Source organism: Pseudomonas sp. NFPP28 (assembly GCF_900115535.1).
GTDB classification, from domain to species: domain Bacteria; phylum Pseudomonadota; class Gammaproteobacteria; order Pseudomonadales; family Pseudomonadaceae; genus Aquipseudomonas; species Aquipseudomonas extremorientalis.
This window is the reverse complement of record NZ_FOWT01000009.1, coordinates 190,788-207,519: the sequence shown is the minus strand read 5'-3', so window position 1 is coordinate 207,519 and position 16,732 is coordinate 190,788. Positions and strand designations below refer to the sequence as shown.

At 63.4% G+C, this 16,732-nt stretch carries 15 protein-coding genes; 8 read left to right on the top strand and 7 right to left on the bottom strand.

All coding sequences use genetic code 11. From position 1 onward, the window contains the following. Nucleotides 1-30: 30 nt before the first annotated feature. The 6 genes from BM110_RS23185 to BM110_RS23160 are packed head-to-tail and all read right to left on the bottom strand — an operon-like array spanning nt 31 to nt 5,712. Nucleotides 31-963 carry a phosphatidate cytidylyltransferase gene (locus BM110_RS23185; protein WP_017528659.1) on the bottom strand — a complete coding sequence of 311 codons (933 nt, stop codon included), beginning with the start codon at nt 961-963 and terminating at the stop codon, nt 31-33. Between the two features lies 1 nt (nt 964). Next, the gene (locus BM110_RS23180; RefSeq protein WP_071490877.1) at nt 965-1,585 is read right to left on the bottom strand and encodes a lysophospholipid acyltransferase family protein; all 621 of its coding nucleotides are present in this window, start codon (nt 1,583-1,585) and stop codon (nt 965-967) included. 9 nt (nt 1,586-1,594) lie between these two features. After that, complete coding sequence (locus BM110_RS23175) at nt 1,595-2,038, bottom strand: hypothetical protein (RefSeq protein ID WP_071490876.1); 444 nt, start codon at nt 2,036-2,038, stop codon at nt 1,595-1,597. Next, complete coding sequence (locus BM110_RS23170; protein ID WP_093514237.1) at nt 2,028-3,326, bottom strand: phosphatase PAP2/dual specificity phosphatase family protein; 1,299 nt, start codon at nt 3,324-3,326, stop codon at nt 2,028-2,030. Before BM110_RS23170 ends, BM110_RS23175 begins: the two co-directional genes overlap by 11 nt. Nucleotides 3,327-3,328: 2 nt before the next feature. After that, nucleotides 3,329-5,077: a bifunctional alpha/beta hydrolase/class I SAM-dependent methyltransferase gene (locus tag BM110_RS23165; RefSeq protein WP_093514236.1), complete on the bottom strand. Its 1,749-nt coding sequence runs from the start codon at nt 5,075-5,077 to the stop codon at nt 3,329-3,331. Between the two features lie 11 nt (nt 5,078-5,088). After that, nucleotides 5,089-5,712 carry a CDP-alcohol phosphatidyltransferase family protein gene (locus BM110_RS23160; protein ID WP_071490873.1) on the bottom strand — a complete coding sequence of 208 codons (624 nt, stop codon included), beginning with the start codon at nt 5,710-5,712 and terminating at the stop codon, nt 5,089-5,091. A 320-nt stretch (nt 5,713-6,032) separates the two neighbouring features. On the opposite strand from BM110_RS23160, the gene hflK (BM110_RS23155) reads away from it, so the two are divergent. From hflK (BM110_RS23155) to cfaB, 8 genes are all read left to right on the top strand, one after another. Further along, nucleotides 6,033-7,937, top strand: a complete 1,905-nt coding sequence (hflK, locus tag BM110_RS23155) for a protease modulator HflK (RefSeq protein WP_093514235.1) — start codon at nt 6,033-6,035, stop codon at nt 7,935-7,937. Nucleotides 7,938-7,949: 12 nt separating this feature from the next. Continuing rightward, nucleotides 7,950-8,936, top strand: coding sequence for a protease modulator HflC (hflC, locus tag BM110_RS23150; RefSeq protein WP_092241531.1), 987 nt, complete (start codon nt 7,950-7,952; stop codon nt 8,934-8,936). Then, nucleotides 8,933-9,967, top strand: coding sequence for a protease modulator HflK (gene hflK / locus BM110_RS23145; protein WP_092241533.1), 1,035 nt, complete (start codon nt 8,933-8,935; stop codon nt 9,965-9,967). The genes hflC and hflK (BM110_RS23145) overlap by 4 nt, the downstream gene beginning before the upstream one ends. Next, nucleotides 9,964-11,850, top strand: coding sequence for a cation-translocating P-type ATPase (locus BM110_RS23140; protein ID WP_092241535.1), 1,887 nt, complete (start codon nt 9,964-9,966; stop codon nt 11,848-11,850). The genes hflK (BM110_RS23145) and BM110_RS23140 overlap by 4 nt, the downstream gene beginning before the upstream one ends. A 118-nt stretch (nt 11,851-11,968) precedes the next feature. Then, nucleotides 11,969-12,220 (top strand): BufA2 family periplasmic bufferin-type metallophore, encoded by a 252-nt coding sequence (locus BM110_RS23135; protein ID WP_071490868.1) that lies wholly within the window; start codon nt 11,969-11,971, stop codon nt 12,218-12,220. Between the two features lie 65 nt (nt 12,221-12,285). Then, entirely contained in the window at nt 12,286-13,131 is an 846-nt protein-coding gene (locus BM110_RS23130; protein ID WP_092241537.1) for an MNIO family bufferin maturase, read from the top strand. Further along, nucleotides 13,122-13,910, top strand: a complete 789-nt coding sequence (locus BM110_RS23125; protein WP_092241539.1) for an HvfC/BufC N-terminal domain-containing protein — start codon at nt 13,122-13,124, stop codon at nt 13,908-13,910. Before BM110_RS23130 ends, BM110_RS23125 begins: the two co-directional genes overlap by 10 nt. A gap of 87 nt (nt 13,911-13,997) precedes the next feature. Beyond that, a complete protein-coding gene (gene cfaB / locus BM110_RS23120) occupies nt 13,998-15,182 on the top strand; it encodes a C17 cyclopropane fatty acid synthase CfaB (RefSeq protein WP_092241541.1) in 1,185 nt (394 codons plus the stop codon). Between the two features lie 74 nt (nt 15,183-15,256). Here cfaB and cls read toward each other — a convergent pair whose 3' ends face one another. Further along, nucleotides 15,257-16,696, bottom strand: coding sequence for a cardiolipin synthase (gene cls / locus BM110_RS23115; protein WP_092241543.1), 1,440 nt, complete (start codon nt 16,694-16,696; stop codon nt 15,257-15,259). Nucleotides 16,697-16,732 lie beyond the last annotated feature (36 nt).

Below are 16,732 nucleotides of genomic sequence, written 5' to 3'. Positions count from 1 at the left end.
CCAGATCGTTATCTGGCTTTAGAGCGGACCTCAGGTCCACCAGTAGCGCACAAGATGAAAGAAGATCGGCGCCGCAAAGCACACCGAATCCAACCGATCCAGCATCCCGCCGTGCCCTTCGATCATATGCCCCCAGTCCTTCACGCCCCGGTCGCGCTTGATCGCCGACATCACGATGCCGCCGGCAAAGCCGAGCAGGTTGATCAGCAGCGCAATCAGGAACGACTGCCACGGGTTGAACGGCGTGGTCCACCACAGGGCTGCGCCGATCAGGGATGACAGGAGAATCCCGCCGACGAAGCCTTCGACGGTTTTGGAGGGCGACAGGTTGGGTGCGATCTTGTGCTTCCCGAACAACTTCCCACACACGTACTGCAGCACGTCCGACAGTTGCACCACGATCACCAGGTAGGCAATCAGCAACAGGTTGCGGCCTTCGTAGCCAGGGATGTCGAGGGTGAGCAGGGCGGGCACGAAGGATACGCAGAACACTGCGATCATCAGGCCCCATTGCACTTTCGAGGCACGTTCGAGGAAGTGCGTGCTGTCGCCACCCAGGGAGGCGAGGATCGGCAGCAGCAGGAACACGTACACCGGGATGAAAATCGAGAACAGCCCGTACCAGTCCGAATAGATCAGCAGGTATTGCAGCGGCAGCGCCAGGTAGAACGCGGCGACCAGCGCGGGATAGTCGCTGCGGCGGGTGGGGGTGAGGGTGAGGAATTCGCGCAGGGCGTAGAACGAGACGGCGTAGAACAGCAAGATCACCGCGCCGGTGCCGAGCCAGAAGGCGATGCCGATGACCACCACCATCACCCACCAGGCGTTGATGCGGGCGTTGAGGTTGTCGATCACCGCGTTGGGCGTGCCACGGGTGCGCAGTTTGAGGATCAGGCCGATCAGCGAGGCCAGTACCAGAATCGCGCCGATACCGCCGAACAACATCAGGGTTTGGCTATCCATGTCAGACGTGCTCCGGAGCAAGGGCGAGCAGAGCATCGCGGGTACGGGCCAGGAAGGCGGCTTTGTCTTCGCCGTCTTCCAATTGCAGCGGGGCGCCGAAACTGGTGGTGCATAACAAAGGCAGCGGCAGCACGCGGCCCTTGGGCATGACGCGGTTGAGGTTGGCGATCCACACGGGGATCAACTCGGCCTGTGGGTAACTTTTCGCCAGGTGATAAAGGCCGCTTTTGAACGGCAGCAGGCCGTCTTCGAGGTTGCGCGTGCCTTCCGGGAAGATGATCAGCGAGTCGCCGCCTTCCAGGGCGTCGAGCATCGGCTGTAGAGGGTTATCCACAGGGTCCTTGCGTTCGCGGTCGATCAACACGCCGTTGAACACCCGGTTGATGATGTAGCGGCGCAGGGCGCTTTTGTTCCAGTAATCACTGCCGGCCACCGGGCGCGTGAATTTACGCAGGTTTTGCGGCAATGACGCCCAGAGCAACACAAAGTCGCCGTGGCTGCTGTGGTTGGCGAAGTAGATGCGTTGCACCGGCACCGGCGCGCACCCAAGCCACAGGCTGCGGGCGCCGGTGACGGTGCGGGCCATGGAGGTAATCAGCGTGGCGACCACGGGTTCGAACATGGGGATTCCTTATCCGGCGAAAGGCAGCCAAGGGCTGGCGAGGATCACGCCCAGGGTCAGCAGCGCTTGCGCGCCGAGCAGCCAGGCTTGTTTGCGCAACAGTTTGAGCGCGCCGCGACGGCGTTCAGCCCAGGGCCGGCCAATGCGCTTGGCCGATTGCAGGCCGAGCGTCACCAGGGCCTGGTCGAGGTCCGGCGTGCGCTCGATGTCGCGAGCCAGCAGGGCGAACAGGTCGGCGTCGAACGCCACGCGCAGCGCCCAGTACTTTTGCAGCAGCCCGAGGATAATCATCCACAGGCTGAGCAGCAGGCAGATGATCGAAATACTCGCCATCAACAACTGCGCCATGCCGAACAGCACACCGGCCAGCGTCAGGCCTGTGGATAACTGATCCAGCGAACGGCCACGACGCAGCAGGCTGGCGACCACCTGCAGTTCCATATCAGCGGGCATGGGGCAATCCCTCCAACGCTTCTCGGTGTGCGGGGCGCAGGACCACATCGGTCCGTGCTGTACGAATGATAGACAGCGCTTGCTCTACCGTCGCGGCGCGCCGGGTGTGCAGCAACCAGGCGGCGACGGCGGTAGCGCTGCGCGAGTAGCCGAGGGCGCAGCACACCAGCACGGGGCCGCTGGCGCGCAGACGTTCGATGGCTTGGGCGGCTTGCAGGCATTCGGCAGGCGTGGGCGCGATCAGGTCGAGTACCGGGATGGATTGATAGGTCCGCCCCTGTGGATTAATCGGTAATTCGGCACACAGATCGACGATGGCCTTGAAGGGCACTTGCTCGCTTGTGGCAGGAATACGCCCGAGCCAGACGTTATCCACAATCAGGTCGGGCTGTGGATGCTTGCGTGTCCACAGGCGCGAGTTGATCCAGGCGGCGGCCAGATAGGGTGCATATAGCCAGCGTGCGGCGGGCGTCTGTTGGCCGTCAGTGCGTTTCTGGAAGCCCGAAGCCCCCAGCACCAAGTAATTGGCCTTGATCAAGGCGAGGGAAACCGCCGGCCACAGTAGCCACAGCCACCAACCGCCCAGTACAAACGCTGGAATCGCCAACAGTACCGCGCCAAGCCCATAGCGCACGCCCAACCGCCAGCGCTTGGGATCTCGCGTCAGCCGTGCACTCAACAACGGGCTCGGATGTTCCACCGGCCACAGCCACACACAAAGCCACCCGGCGAGGGCGCCTGTGGGTAAGTCGATAAAGTGGTGTTGATAAGTGGTCAGCACCGAAATACCGATCAACGCGAACCAGCCATGTACCAGCCAACGCCATACGCCTTGGGTGTGGCGCTGGTACATGACCCACAGGATCACCAGCAGCGCGATGTGCAGCGAGGGCGCCTGATTGAACGGTTTGTCGAACCCGGCCAACACCGCAAACAGCCAGCCAAACACACCATCCAGTTCCGGCCGTTCGAAGGTAAAGCGCAACGGCCAGAGCAGGAAGCAGCTCACGGCAATCACCTGGGCACTCAGCAGGCGCAGCGCATGTTGCTTCAGCTCATGCCGGGTGTTGGGCAACAACAACGAAAACCCATATAGCAGGTCGATGGACCAGTAAGGCACGATCGTCCATGCCCAGAACGGCATATGGGTTTCCCAGCCGAACACCAGCGTGCCGACGTCGCTGCGCTGGCTGGTGACCCAGGTGGCAAAGCCGTAGGTACTGAAGAACAGCGGCGCCAACAGCAGCAGCCACAGCACTGCGGGTTTCAATAAACCGGGTTCGCGCATGTTCAGATCTTCTGTGCCAGGGACACGGTGAAAATGCCCCACTCATCCACACGCTGGGTGATTTTGCGGAAACCGGCCGCCTCCACCAGTTGATCCATTTCCGCCTGGCTGCGCCGGCGCATCACCCAGGCCTGGCCCTGGCGGTGGCTGGTCAGGGCACGGGCGATCAATTCCAACTGTGGGTGCCAGGGTTGGCCGGTGTAGACCAGGTAACCGCCGGGCTCGACTGCTTCGGCCAGCCCGGCCAGCGAACCGCCGACCATGCCGTTATCGGCAAACAACTCATACAGCCCGGACACCACCGCCAGGGTCGGCTTGGGGTCGAGTGCCGCCAGGTCCAGGCGATCAAACGCATCACCTTTGACGAACTGCGCGATATCCCCCAAACCCTTCTCGCGAATCAACGCGCCACCGTCGCGCACGTTGATGTCGCTGTAGTCGCGCAGCAGGATCGATTCCGGCAGCGGCGACACGCCCTGCAAGGCTTCCAGGATGTAGCGACCGTGGCCGGCGGCGATATCCACGATGCGCACTTCACGATCTTCACCGCGCAACTTGGCCATGGCCAGGCGCAGTAGTTCCTCCACATTCAGCTTGCGCTGGCGAATACCACGCCAGCCGATGGAGTTGAGGTAATTGGTGTCGATCATCCGCCCCAGCCCGCCTTTGCCGGTAGGCGTGTTGCGGTACACGTAGTCCAGGGTGCTGCCGGAGTCGAAACCGGTATCGAAGCCCAGTTTCACCCCGTCCGACAGGTTCTTGCCCAGGCCCATGCTGGCGCGGGTCATGCGCCAGTACAGGTCGCGCAGGGAGTTGCGTGGCAGCGGTGCGGCCAGGGCTTCGGATTCGGCGCAGGTGGCGCCGAGTTTGTCGGCGTCCAGCAGCGAAGCGCGATCCAGCGGGTGTTCGAAGTTCTGCAGGATGAAGCGCCGGGCACTGCTCAAAGCCGTGGCGCGATCACGTTCGCCGAGGGTGTCGTGGAAGAAACCGGGGAGAATGTGCAGCTCTTTTTTCAGGCTGCCCAGGCGGTCGAAGAACTGCTGCTGGGGCTTGCGGTGCACCACAAAGTCGGAGCCGGAGACCAGCAACTGGGTCGGCACCTGGATCGCTTGGGCATCGGCTACGACCCGGTCGGCGGCTTCGTACAGGCCCAGCAGCACATTGACCGAAATGGCCTTGGTGATCAGTGGGTCGCTGTCGTAGGACGCCACGCGTTCCGGGTCATGGCTGAGGAACCTGGCCTTCACGTAGCTGTTGACGAAAAAGTTGCCGCGAAACTTGCGCATCAACGCCAGGCCCGGCCGGGCGAAGGGTACGTAGAGCTTGACCTTGAACGCCGGGGAGGCAAGCACCAGCGCGCGGATTTTCGGTGCGTAATCATGCACCCAGGTCGCGGCAATCACCGCGCCGACGCTTTGCGCGACGACGGCAAAATTTTCTTCCTCGATGGCGTAAGTGGCGCCGATGTGGTCGCAGAAGGTCTGCACATCGCGGGCGCTGGTGGCGAAGCTGGGGCTGTCGCCGCGCTCGCCGGGGGATTGGCCGTGGCCGCGGGCGTCCCAGGCGAAGAAGTCGAATTGCGGCAGGTTCAGCTCATCCACCAGGTGGGCGATACGCCCGGAATGCTCGTGGCCGCGATGGAACAGCACGATGGCCTGGCGCTGACCGGTGGTTTCCGTGGCCGGCCAGTGGCGATAAAAAAGCTCGACGCCATCATGGGTACTGAAGGTGTGCTCTTGCTGTTCGCGCATCGCAAAAATCCTTATGCAATCGGTGAGGTTTCTTGTTGTTCTTTAAGGCCCTGGCGCACCCGGTTGACCAGGGTGTAGGCGAGCAGGGCGGCCACCAGCCACATCACCGCGTCGACCCAGCCGACGCCCAGCCAGCCCAGCGCCACGCCGGTGGCCAGTACGCCGAGCACAAAGGCACGATCACTCTTGCCCATCGGCCCGTCATAGCGGCGCGAAGCACCGACCATCGGACCGAGCACACCGGCGTACTCGCTGAACACCGCCAGCAGCGCCACCAGCAGCACCGGCACCAGGCTCACACCTGGGATCAGTGCGAATGGCAGGATCAGCGCGCTGTCGGCGATTACGTCGCACAGCTCATTCAGGTAGGCGCCCAGGCGCGATTGCTGGCCGAATTCCCTGGCGAGCATGCCGTCGATGGCGTTGAGCGCCATGCGCAGGATCATCCACAGCGGGATCAGCGCGAACAGCCACAGGTGGGTGGCGAAGCTGGCGATCAGCAGGCCGACCAGCAGCGAAATCACGCCGGCCAAAACGGTGATCTGATTGGCGGTGGTGCCGTTGTCGTAGAGGCGCTGCACCAGTGGACGCAGCAGGTTTTGAAAACGCGGCTTGAGCTGATAGATCGAAATCATGGGGGGTGACGCTTCCTTGTCCGTGAGCCCGCGAAAAACTGTTCTGGAGTGTGACGATAATTCGTTGCCGGCACTAGTGATGGCTCGCGTTTATGGGGGGTTAATCACGATCTTGACGGTGCGGTAGATCAAATGTGGGAGGGGGCTTGCCCCCGATGGCGGTGGGCCAGTTGAAACCGGTGTTGGATGACACACCGCTGTCGGGGGCAAGCCCCCTCCCACACGGGAACGGCGCACCGCTTAAAGCAATGTTTTTCGAACAAAAATTTCACGCTCCGTGTTATATCGTAACGAATTATGTACACGTGAGCGTTGAGTGGATGCAAGTGGATCTGGAAGCTGACGGCGCTTCGGTGGAAGGCCTTCCGCGTTTTCAACAAGGGTCGTTTCATGCCCGTCGATTGCGCCAGGCTGGTATCAGCCTGACGGTGCTGGCCGTTGCCGGTTGGGTGCTGGCGCTGTTTGTCGCGCTGTTTGCGCCGCTGTCGATCTGGCCGGTTGTGTTGATCAACTGTGCGTCGGCGTTGCTGCTGCTGGTGGCCGGATTGCAATCGGCGTGGTGGGTGGCGGACTGGCGCGCCCAGGCGATGGAGCAACCCGCGGCTGAAGTGCCGCTTGAAGATCCCGGCCGCTATGCACGGCTGATGCAGCGTTTTGGCACGCAGATCGGCACGCCCGTGTTGTGGCTTGGCGGCTGGGCGTTGCTGGCGTTGATCAGCATTGTCGAGTTCTGGAACCTGGGGTTGCCCGCTGCTCCGGTCGGCCAGTCGGCCAGCATCGGCGCCGCGCTGGCGTTGGCCCTGGCGTTTGGCTTGCTGGTATTTGAACGTCGCCTGGCCCAGGAAACCGCCGCGCAATGGCCGGAAGCCGGGCAGCTCGCGCAGTTGAGTCGGGTGGCGATTGTGTGCCTGGTGCTCAGTGCGATTTGCCTGCTGTTCGCTGGTGCCGAGTCCATCTGGCCATTGCGCCTGGCGGTGTTGATCGGCCTGCTGCCCGCGCTGGTCTCGCTGGAGTTTGTACTGAGGGCCGTGTTGTCGCTGTTCAGCCCACGCCAGCCCCGCCTTGAGCCCCGCCTGATGGCGCACAGTTTTATCGCCGGGCTGCTGCGCTGGCCGCCTCAACCCTTGCTCGCCTTGCAGCACGAATTGCATAACCGCTTCGGCATCGACCTGCGCCAGATCTGGGCGTTTACCTACATGCGCCGGGCGTTCCTGCCGGTGCTGCTGGTGGTGCTGGCAGTAGGTTGGGCACTGACCGGCGTGCATGAAGTGCCGCTGCAAGGCCGTGGGATTTATGAACGCTTCGGTAAACCCATCCAGGTATTCGGCCCCGGTTTGCATGCCGGCCTGCCCTGGCCGTTGGGCCGCGTGATCAGCGTCGAAAACGGCGTGGTGCACGAGCTGGCCACCAGTGTCAGCGACGCCGCCGCGCCGGCGTTGACGCCCGCCGAAGGCCCGGCGCCGCTGATCGCCAACCGCTTGTGGGACGCCAGCCATGTGAACGACAAGTCCCAGGTGATCGCCAGCAGCAGCGGCGACAAGCAGGGCTTCCAGATCGTCAACATGGACGTGCGTTTCGTCTACCGCATCGGCCTCAGCGACCAGGCCGCGCTCGCCGCCACCTATAACAGCGCGGACGTGCCGACCCTGATCCGCAGCACCGCCAGCCGCATCCTCGTACATGACTTCGCATCGCGCACTCTCGACGAATTGCTCGGCGAACAACGCACCAGCCTGGCCGACGAAATCGGCCGCGCCGTGCAGGCCGACCTGCAAAAACTCGACAGTGGCGTGGAAATCCTCGCCACGGTGGTCGAGGCGATCCACCCGCCGGCCGGTGCCGCCAACGCCTACCACGGCGTGCAAGCCGCGCAGATCGGCGCCCAGGCGCTGATCTCCCGCGAGCGCGGCGCGGCCAGCGAGCAAACCAACCAGGCCTTGTTGCAAGCCAGTACCGCCCGCGACCAGGCCACGGCCAGCGCCCGCGAAGTGAACGCTGGCGCCCAGGCGGCCGACCTGCGTTTTGCCGCTGAACAAAAAGCCTATGCCACCGCCGGGCAGGCGTTCGTGCTGGAACAGTACCTCGGTCTACTCAGCCAGGGCCTGGCCCACGCCAAGCTGCTTATCCTGGATCACCGCCTGGGCGCCGATGGCGCGCCGACGATCGATCTGCGTTCTTTTACCTTGCCGGCCGATCCTTCGCTGCCGCGTAAAGCCGTTCAATAAGGAGTCGGTCCGTTGAGCGCTCATTCCCACGATCACGGTCATCATCATGGCCATCACCACCATCATCACGGTGACGAGCACGCTGCCGGCCCATTCCCCTGGCGGCGCATGGCCTGGGCGGCGTTGCTGGTGCTGTTTGCAGTTGCAGCCGCCAGCCTGGTGCAGGTGCGGTCCGGCGAGGCCACGGTGATTACCCGGTTTGGCAACCCGGCGCGGGTGCTATTGGAGCCCGGCCTGGGCTGGCGTTGGCCAGCGCCGTTCGAAGCGGCGATCCCGGTGGATTTGCGCCTGCGCACCACCTCCAGCGGTCTGCAGGATGTGGGCAGCCGCGATGGCCTGCGCATCATCGTGCAGGCCTACGTGGCGTGGCAGGTGCAGGGCGATGCGGACAATGTGCAGCGCTTCATGCGTGCGGTGCAGAACCAGCCGGATGAAGCGGCGCGGCAGATCCGCACCTTCGTCGGCTCGGCGCTGGAAACCACGGCGGCCAGCTTCGACCTGTCGAGCCTGATCAACACCGACGCCAGCCAGGTGCGCATCGCTGATTTCGAAGCACAACTGCGCCAGCAGATTGATCAACAATTGCTCAATACTTACGGGGTGCGTGTGGTACAGGTCGGTATCGAACGGCTGACGCTGCCGTCGGTCACCCTGACGGCCACCGTCGACCGCATGCGTGCCGAGCGTGAAACCATCGCCACCGAACGCACCGCCGTGGGCAAGCGCGAGGCGGCGCAGATCCGCTCTGCCGCCGAGCGTGATGCGCGCATCATGCAGGCCGATGCCACGGTGAAAGCCGCCGATATCGAAGCGCAATCCCGGGTCGAAGCCGCGCAGATCTACGGCCGTGCCTACGCCGGCAATCCACAGCTGTATAACCTGCTGCGCTCGCTGGATACCCTGGGCACCGTGGTCACGCCGGGCACCAAGATCATCCTGCGCACCGACGCTGCGCCGTTCCGTGCCTTGGTAGACGGACCGAAGGACATCCAGCCATGACCGAGCGTGAGAGCCCGGACAGCCCATGGATACAGGCCGGGCGCCTGACGTTCCTGGCGCTGTACGCAGTGACGGTGCTGGCGGCACTGGCCTGGGCGTTTTCCAATGTGCGCCAGATCGACCCGCAGAACCGTGCCGTGGTGCTGCACTTCGGCGCCCTCGACCGCATCCAGAATGCCGGGCTGTTGCTGGCGTGGCCGCAGCCGTTCGAGCAGGTGGTGCTGTTGCCGGCGGCTGACCGGGTGATCGAGCGTCGGGTGGAGAACCTGTTGCGCTCCGATGCGGCGACCCAGGCCGACCGCGTAGCCAGTTTCGCCACGCCGCTGAGTGATGCACTGGCCGGCTCCGGGTACCTGCTGACCGGCGATGCCGGCGTGGTGCAACTGGATGTGCGGGTGTTCTACAAAGTCACCGAGCCTTACGCCTTTGTGTTGCAGGGTGAGCATGTGCTGCCGGCCCTGGATCGACTGGTGACCCGCAGCGCCGTGGCCCTGGCCGCCGCACGTGACCTGGACACGATCCTGGTGGCTCGCCCCGAACTGATCGGCACCGACAACGGCGCTGCCGAACGTCGCGAACGGCTGCGCGGCGACCTGGTGCAAGGCATCAACAAGCGCCTCGTGGAGCTAGCGTCCACAGGCTTGGGGTTGGGCATCGAAGTGACTCGCGTCGACGTGCAGTCGAGCCTGCCGGGCCCGGCGGTGAATGCCTTCAATGCGGTACTCACCGCCAGCCAGCAGGCCGACAAGGCGGTGGCCAATGCGCGCACCGACGCCGAGAAACTCACCCAGACCGCGACCCAGCAGGCCGACCGCCTGGTGCAAGTTGCCCATGCCCAGGCCAGTGAACGCCTGGCCAATGCCCAGGCGCAGACCGCCACCGTCGCCAGCCTGGCCCAGGTGAAAGACCCGGGCTTGCTGCTGCGCCTGTACCGCGAGCGCCTGCCGAAGATTCTCGGCCAGGCTGGTTCCGTGACCACGGTCGATCCGAAAGACGACGCTCGCTTGATCATCCAGGGAGCCGAACAATGAGCGCACCCATGCTGACCTCTGCAGAACAGCGCAGCGCTGCCCGGCAATTGACCCTGGCTATGTTGGCCCTGGGGTTGCTGGCGCTGGGCCTGGTGTGGCGCTGGCTGGCGCCGGACCAGAGCGGTGTGAGCCAGTTGCTGCTGGGTGTCGCATCGCTGTTGGTGGCAGTGCCGGTGATGCGTTCGGCGTGGTACAGCCTGCGATTCCCCAGCCTGCATGGCATCACCGACCAACTGATCGCCCTGGCCATGCTCGGCGCCTGGGCCACGGGTGACCTGCTGACCGCCGCGTTGCTGCCGATCATCATGATTTTTGGTCATGTGCTGGAAGAGCGCAGCGTGATCGGCTCCCAGGAGGCGATCCATGCCCTGGGCAAGCTGACCCGCAGCCATGCGCGTTTGGTGCAGGCCGATGGCAGCATCCGGGAAGTCGACAATGGCACGCTGAATACCGGTGACATCGTCGAGGTGCGTGCCGGCGACCGGGTGCCGGCGGATGGCGTGGTGCTGTCAGGCCAGGCGAGCCTGGACACGGCGCCGATTACCGGTGAGTCGGTGCCGTTGGAAGCCAGCGTGGGTGTGCAGGTGTTTGGTGGGGCGATCAACCTCGATGGGTTGCTGCGCCTGCAAGTGACCCGCACCGGTAACGAGTCCACCCTGGGCAAAGTCATCGCACTGATGCAGAACGCTGAGCGTTCCAAGCCGCCGATCACGCGGTTGCTGGAGCGGTACGCCGGCAGCTATATGGTGCTGGTGCTGCTGCTGGCGGCGGTGACCTGGTTTGTGACCAATGATGCCCAGGCGATGCTTGCCGTGCTGGTGGCGGCGTGTCCGTGTGCGTTGGTGCTGTCGGCGCCGGCCACGGCGATTGCCGGGATCGCCGTGGCGGCACGGCATGGGATTCTGATTCGCAGCTCGGCGTTCCTCGAAGAACTGGCGGACCTGACCTCCCTGGTGGTCGACAAGACCGGCACCCTGACCTATGGCGCTCTGCGTCTGCACGCCATCGACACCACGGCGCCGGACCGGCAGGTGTTGTTGAACCTGGCGGCGAGCCTGGGTTCGGCCAGCAGCCACCCGGTCAGCCGGGCGTTGGCGGGGTTGGCGACGCAGGAACACAGGCTGGCGCTGACGGATATCCGCGAACGCCAGGGCCTCGGCGTGGTGGCGCAGACCGATCAGGGCGAAGCGGCTCTGGGCCGCCCGGAATTGTTCGAGCAGTTGGGCATCGCGACCACGCCGGTGCCGAACCACGATGGGCCCATCGCCGGGCTGGCGTTGGACGGTCAGTTTCTGGCCTGGCTGTTGCTGGCCGATAGCGTCAAGCCGGAGGCCCGCCAGGCCCTGCAAGAGCTGCGCGACCTTGGCCTCGGTCGTCAACTGTTGCTCACCGGCGACCGCCAGAGCGTCGCCGACAGCCTGGCGCTGGATGTGGGCATCAGTGACGTCCAAGCCCAGGCCCTGCCGGAAGACAAGCTCAACCGCGTGCTGGGTGAAATCGGCAGCGGTTTCCGGCCGATGGTCGTGGGGGATGGCATCAATGATTCGCTGGCGCTCAAGGCCGGTGTGGTCGGCGTGGCCATGGGCGCGGGCGGGGCGGATATCGCCCTGGCATCGGCGGATGTGGTGTTGATCGGCAGCGACCTGCGGCGCCTGGGGACGTGCGTGCGCTTGAGTCGTCAGTGCCGGCAGACGTTGCAGGTCAACGTGATCATCGGTCTGGGCTGGACCTTGGCGATCGTTATATTCGCCGCGTTTGGCTGGTTGGGCGCTGCCGGGGCGATGATTGCTGCGGTGTTGCATAACCTCAGCACCTTGCTGGTCCTGGGTAATGCCGGGCGCTTGCTGCGCTTCCAGGAGCCCCTTTTGAAGCTTGAAGAATAATTTCAGAAATTTTTGCGCACCCCTGTAACGCGGATGAGGGGCCTCACTCTAGTGGTGTGTCGAGACTGAACAATCCGTTCAGCCCGACACCCCTACTGATCGTTGAGGAATACAAAAAATGAACATCAAAAATGCCGTTTCCGGTGCTGCCCTGGCTATCGCTGCCGCCACCATGTTCGCCGGTGTCGCTACCCAGGCACAGGCCGCCGACGCTACTGTTCATTGCTACGGCGTCACCTCCTGCAAAGGCATGAACGATTGCAAGACCGCTGAAAACGCCTGTAAAGGCCAGGCTGTCTGCAAAGGCCACGGTTTCAAGGCCATGACCAAGGCCGCCTGCGACGCTGCCGGCGGCAAGGTCGGCGAGTAATCGCAAGCCGAGTGCAACCGCAGCGAGCCTTCAAGCCGCTGCGGACACTTTTCCAGGAGTCCGCAATGGCCATGTCTCTTCCCTTCCTGGGTTACGGCCTGGGTTTACGCAACGAATACTACGAACAGATCCTTGAACAATCGCCGGCTGTGGATTGGTTCGAAGTGATCTCCGAGAATTACCTGGTCCAGGGCGGTAAAGCCTTGTACTACCTGGACGCGATAGCCGAGCGTTATCCGCTGGTGATGCATGGGGTGTCCCTGTCCATCGGCGGGCCCCATGCCCTCGACACCGACTATCTTAAGCAGATCAGACAGCTCGCCGAGCGTATCCAGCCGGCGTGGGTGTCCGATCATCTGTGCTGGAGCCGCGGCAGCGCCCACCAGTTGCACGACCTGCTGCCGTTGCCTTACACCGAAGAAAGCCTCTATCACGTAGCCGCCCGCGTGCGCCAAGTGCAGGACACATTGGAACGCCCGCTGGTGCTGGAAAACGTCTCCAGTTACGTGCGTTCCAAGGCCGATGAGTTCACCGAGTGGGAATTCCTCAACGCCCTGGCCCACCTGTCGGGGTGCCAGTTGTTGCTGGACGTCAACAATGTGTACGTCAGCTCGCGCAATCATGGCTTCGATGCCTGGACGTTTATCCGCAACCTGCCGCCGCAGAGCATCCGCCAGCTGCACCTGGCCGGGCACATGGACTACGGCGACTACGTGGTCGATACCCATGACCATCCGGTGTGTGACCCGGTGTGGGACCTCTATCAACAGACGCTGGAGCACCTGGGGCCGGTGTCGACGCTACTGGAGCGGGACGACCATTTCCCACCCTTCGAAGAGTTGCTTACCGAGCTCAGCAAAGCCCGTGAACTGGGCGCCATGGCGTTGGCCAGGAGATCGTTATGCGCCTGACCGATTGGCAGCTGGCCTTCGAACAGCACCTTTTATCCGAAACACCTGTCGCCAACAGTGGCTTCGCCGCGACCCTGCTGGGCGGGCCGACGCTGGATGTGGACACGGGCCTGGCGATTTATCACAACGCCTATATCTCGCGGTTGCAGGACGTCTTGCGGCATGACTTCAGCGCCATTCTCTATTGGCTGGGGGATGACGAGTTTGCCGCGCTGACCGAAGCCTATGTGCGGCGCTACCCCTCGGCCCATTACAGCCTGCGCTGGCTGGGCGAGCGTTTCCCGACGTTTATCCTTGAGCATCTGGTGGCGGAGCAAGGTGTGCCGCTGGCGGAGCTGGCGCGGTTGGAGTGGGCGTTTACCCTGGCATTCGACGCGCCGCAGGGCGAACCGCTGACCCTTCACGACATGGCAAGCCTGGCCCCTGAAGACTGGCCGGGCCTGCAGGTGACGCTGGCGCCCTCCGTGCAACAAGTCTTCTGCCGCTTCAATACCGTGGCGATCTGGCGAGCCAGCAAGGATGAGTCAGACTTCCCCCATAGCCAGGCCCTGGACCCGGTGCAGATCTGCCTGGTATGGCGGCACCAGAATGTGTGCCATTACCGCAGCCTGGAACCTGCTGAAGTCTGCGCCCTGGCAGGCATGGTGACCACCGGCTGGAGTTTTTCAGAACTGTGCGCGGAACTGGCAGTCACTTATGCAGAGGGTGCTCCACTGCAAGCCGTGACGTGGCTGAAACAGTGGGTCCAGGATGGTTTGCTCGAGCGCCGAGCCCCATAGAGGACCGCTATCAAATCGATAGCCTCCTACTTTGTCTTCGGATGGTCTACCCTCACAGCAGACGTCTGAAACAAGGGGGGACTACTCATGCTCGCGCAACTTCCACCGGCCTTACAGAATCTTCAGCTACCGCTGCGTCTTCGACTCTGGGATGGCCATGAATTCAACTTGGGCCCCGAGCCCAGTGTGACCATCGTGGTGAAGGACCCCACGGTTGTTAACAAACTGACCCATCCCACGCTCGATTCATTGGGCGAAGCCTTCGTCGAGGGTAAATTGGAGCTGGAAGGCTCCATCTCCGAGGTCATCCGGGTGTGTGACGAATTGAGTCACGCCCTGATCGAAGACGACGAGGGGAGTCGTCCGGTGCGCTCGATCCACGACAAGGCCACTGACGCAGCGGCTATTTCCTACCATTACGACCTGTCCAACGAGTTCTACCAGCTGTGGCTGGACCAGGACATGGCGTACTCCTGCGGTTATTTCGAAACCGGCAGCGAATCCATCGACCAGGCGCAACAAGACAAATTCCGCCATCTGTGCCGCAAGCTGCGGCTGCAGCCGGGCGAGTATTTGCTCGACGTAGGTTGTGGTTGGGGTGGGTTGGCGCGGTTTGCTGCGCGGGAGTTCGGGGTCAAGGTGTTTGGTATCACCCTGAGCAAGGAGCAGTTGGCCCTGGCCCGGGAACGGGTGAAGGCCGAGGGCCTGGAAGACCAGGTGGACCTGCAATTGCTCGACTACCGCGACCTGCCGCAAGACGGCCGTTTCGACAAAGTGGTGAGCGTGGGCATGTTCGAACACGTCGGCCACGCCAACCTGGCGCAGTACTGCCAGACCCTGTTCGGCGCCGTGCGCGAAGGCGGCCTGGTGATGAACCACGGCATTACCGCCAAGCACACCGATGGCCGCCCGGTCGGTCGTGGCGCCGGGGAGTTCATCGAGCGTTATGTGTTCCCCAACGGTGAGCTGCCGCACCTGGCGATGATGACCGCCGAGATCAGTGAAGTCGGGCTGGAAGTGGTCGACGTCGAGAGCCTGCGCCTGCACTACGCGCGTACCCTGGACCATTGGAGCGAGCGCCTGGAAGACAACCTGGAGGCGGCGGCGAAGATGGTGCCGGAGCAGGCGCTACGCATCTGGCGCCTGTACCTGGCCGGTTGCGCCTATGCGTTTGCCCGGGGCTGGATCAACCTGCACCAGATCCTGGCGGTGAAACCCCATGCCGATGGCAGCCATGACCTGCCGTGGACGCGGGAAGATATCTACCGCTAACCCCGTTTCTGCGAAAAATGAAGGTCCAAGTGTGGGAGGGGGCAAGCCCCTCCCACAGGGTTCAACGCAGTGTGTTAAAGAATCGGTGAAATAAGCCGCGCGACCCGCATGCCCAGTTGTTGCAGGCGGCGCGTCTCGCGGTTTTCTTGCTGGCTGACCTCATGGGCCAGGGCGAAGTCGTCCAGCAGCATCAGCTCCACTTCCCGGGCGAAGGCTTCGTCGACTGTCAGCAGCATCACTTCGAAATTCAGCCGGAACGAGCGGTTGTCCATGTTCGCACTGCCGATGGCGCTGATTTCGCTGTCCACCAGCACGACTTTCTGATGCAGGAAGCCCGGCGTGTAGCGGAACACCCGTACTCCGGCGCGCACGGCTTCGATCGCGTAAAGGCTTGATGCCGCGTAGACGATGCGATGGTCGGGCCGTGAGGGCAGCAACAGGCGTACATCGACCCCGCGCAGCACTGCCAGGCGCAGGGCGGCGAACACCGCTTCGTCGGGGATGAAGTACGGGCTGGTGATCCATACGCGTTCGGTCGCCGCATGAATGGCCTCGACAAAAAACAATGAGCAGGTTTCATACGGGTCGGCGGGACCGCTGGCGAGCAATTGGCAGAGCACGCCGTCTTCCGGGTAGGCGTCCGGCAGGATCAGCGGCGGCAGCTCGCGTGCAGCCCAGAACCAGTCTTCGGCAAACGACTCTTGCAAACACGCCACCACCGGGCCGGTCACCTGCACATGGGTATCGCGCCACGGCGCCAGCGGTGGTTTCTTGCCCAGGTATTCATCGCCGACGTTATGCCCGCCGACAAACCCGGTGATGCCATCCACCACCACGATCTTGCGGTGGTTGCGGAAATTGACCTGGAAGCGATTGAGCCAGCCGCCGCGGGTGGCGAACGCTTTGACTTTCACTCCGGCGTCCCGCAGCGATTGCACATATCGGTGGGGCAGGGCGTGGCTGCCGATGCGGTCATAGAGCACGTGGATGTCTATGCCTTCAGCCGCTTTTTCCTTCAACAGCGCGTGCAATTGGCGGCCAAGCTCGTCGTCATGAATGATGAAGAACTGGAACAGCACCGCCGTCCTGGCGTTGCGAATGGCCTCGAAGATTGCGCTGAACGTGGCCTCGCCATTGATCAACAAGCGCACTTCATTGTTGGCCAGGCACGGCATGCGGCCCAGCTTGGGCATGGCGCGCAAAGAGGTGTACGCGCTGGAGTTGCGCGCCGCGAGGGCTTCCTCGACCCAGGGGCGCCAGTTCAGCGCGGTGATCGCGGTGTGCATTTCCTGGTTGGCCTGGCGGCGGGCCTGGATGTAGGCGTCGAACGTGCTGCGGCCGAAGATCAGGTAGGGGATCAACGTGAGGTAGGGCATGAACATCAGCGACAAGGCCCAGGCGATCGAGCCTTGGGCGGTCCTGACGGTCAGCACCGCGTGGATCGCGGCGAGAGTCCCGAGAAAGTGCAGCGTGGCGATGAAGTAGGCGAGCAGGTGCGGGCCAAAGAAATCCATGGACGACGGTACTCCAGGCAATCCAAGTGCCTAACA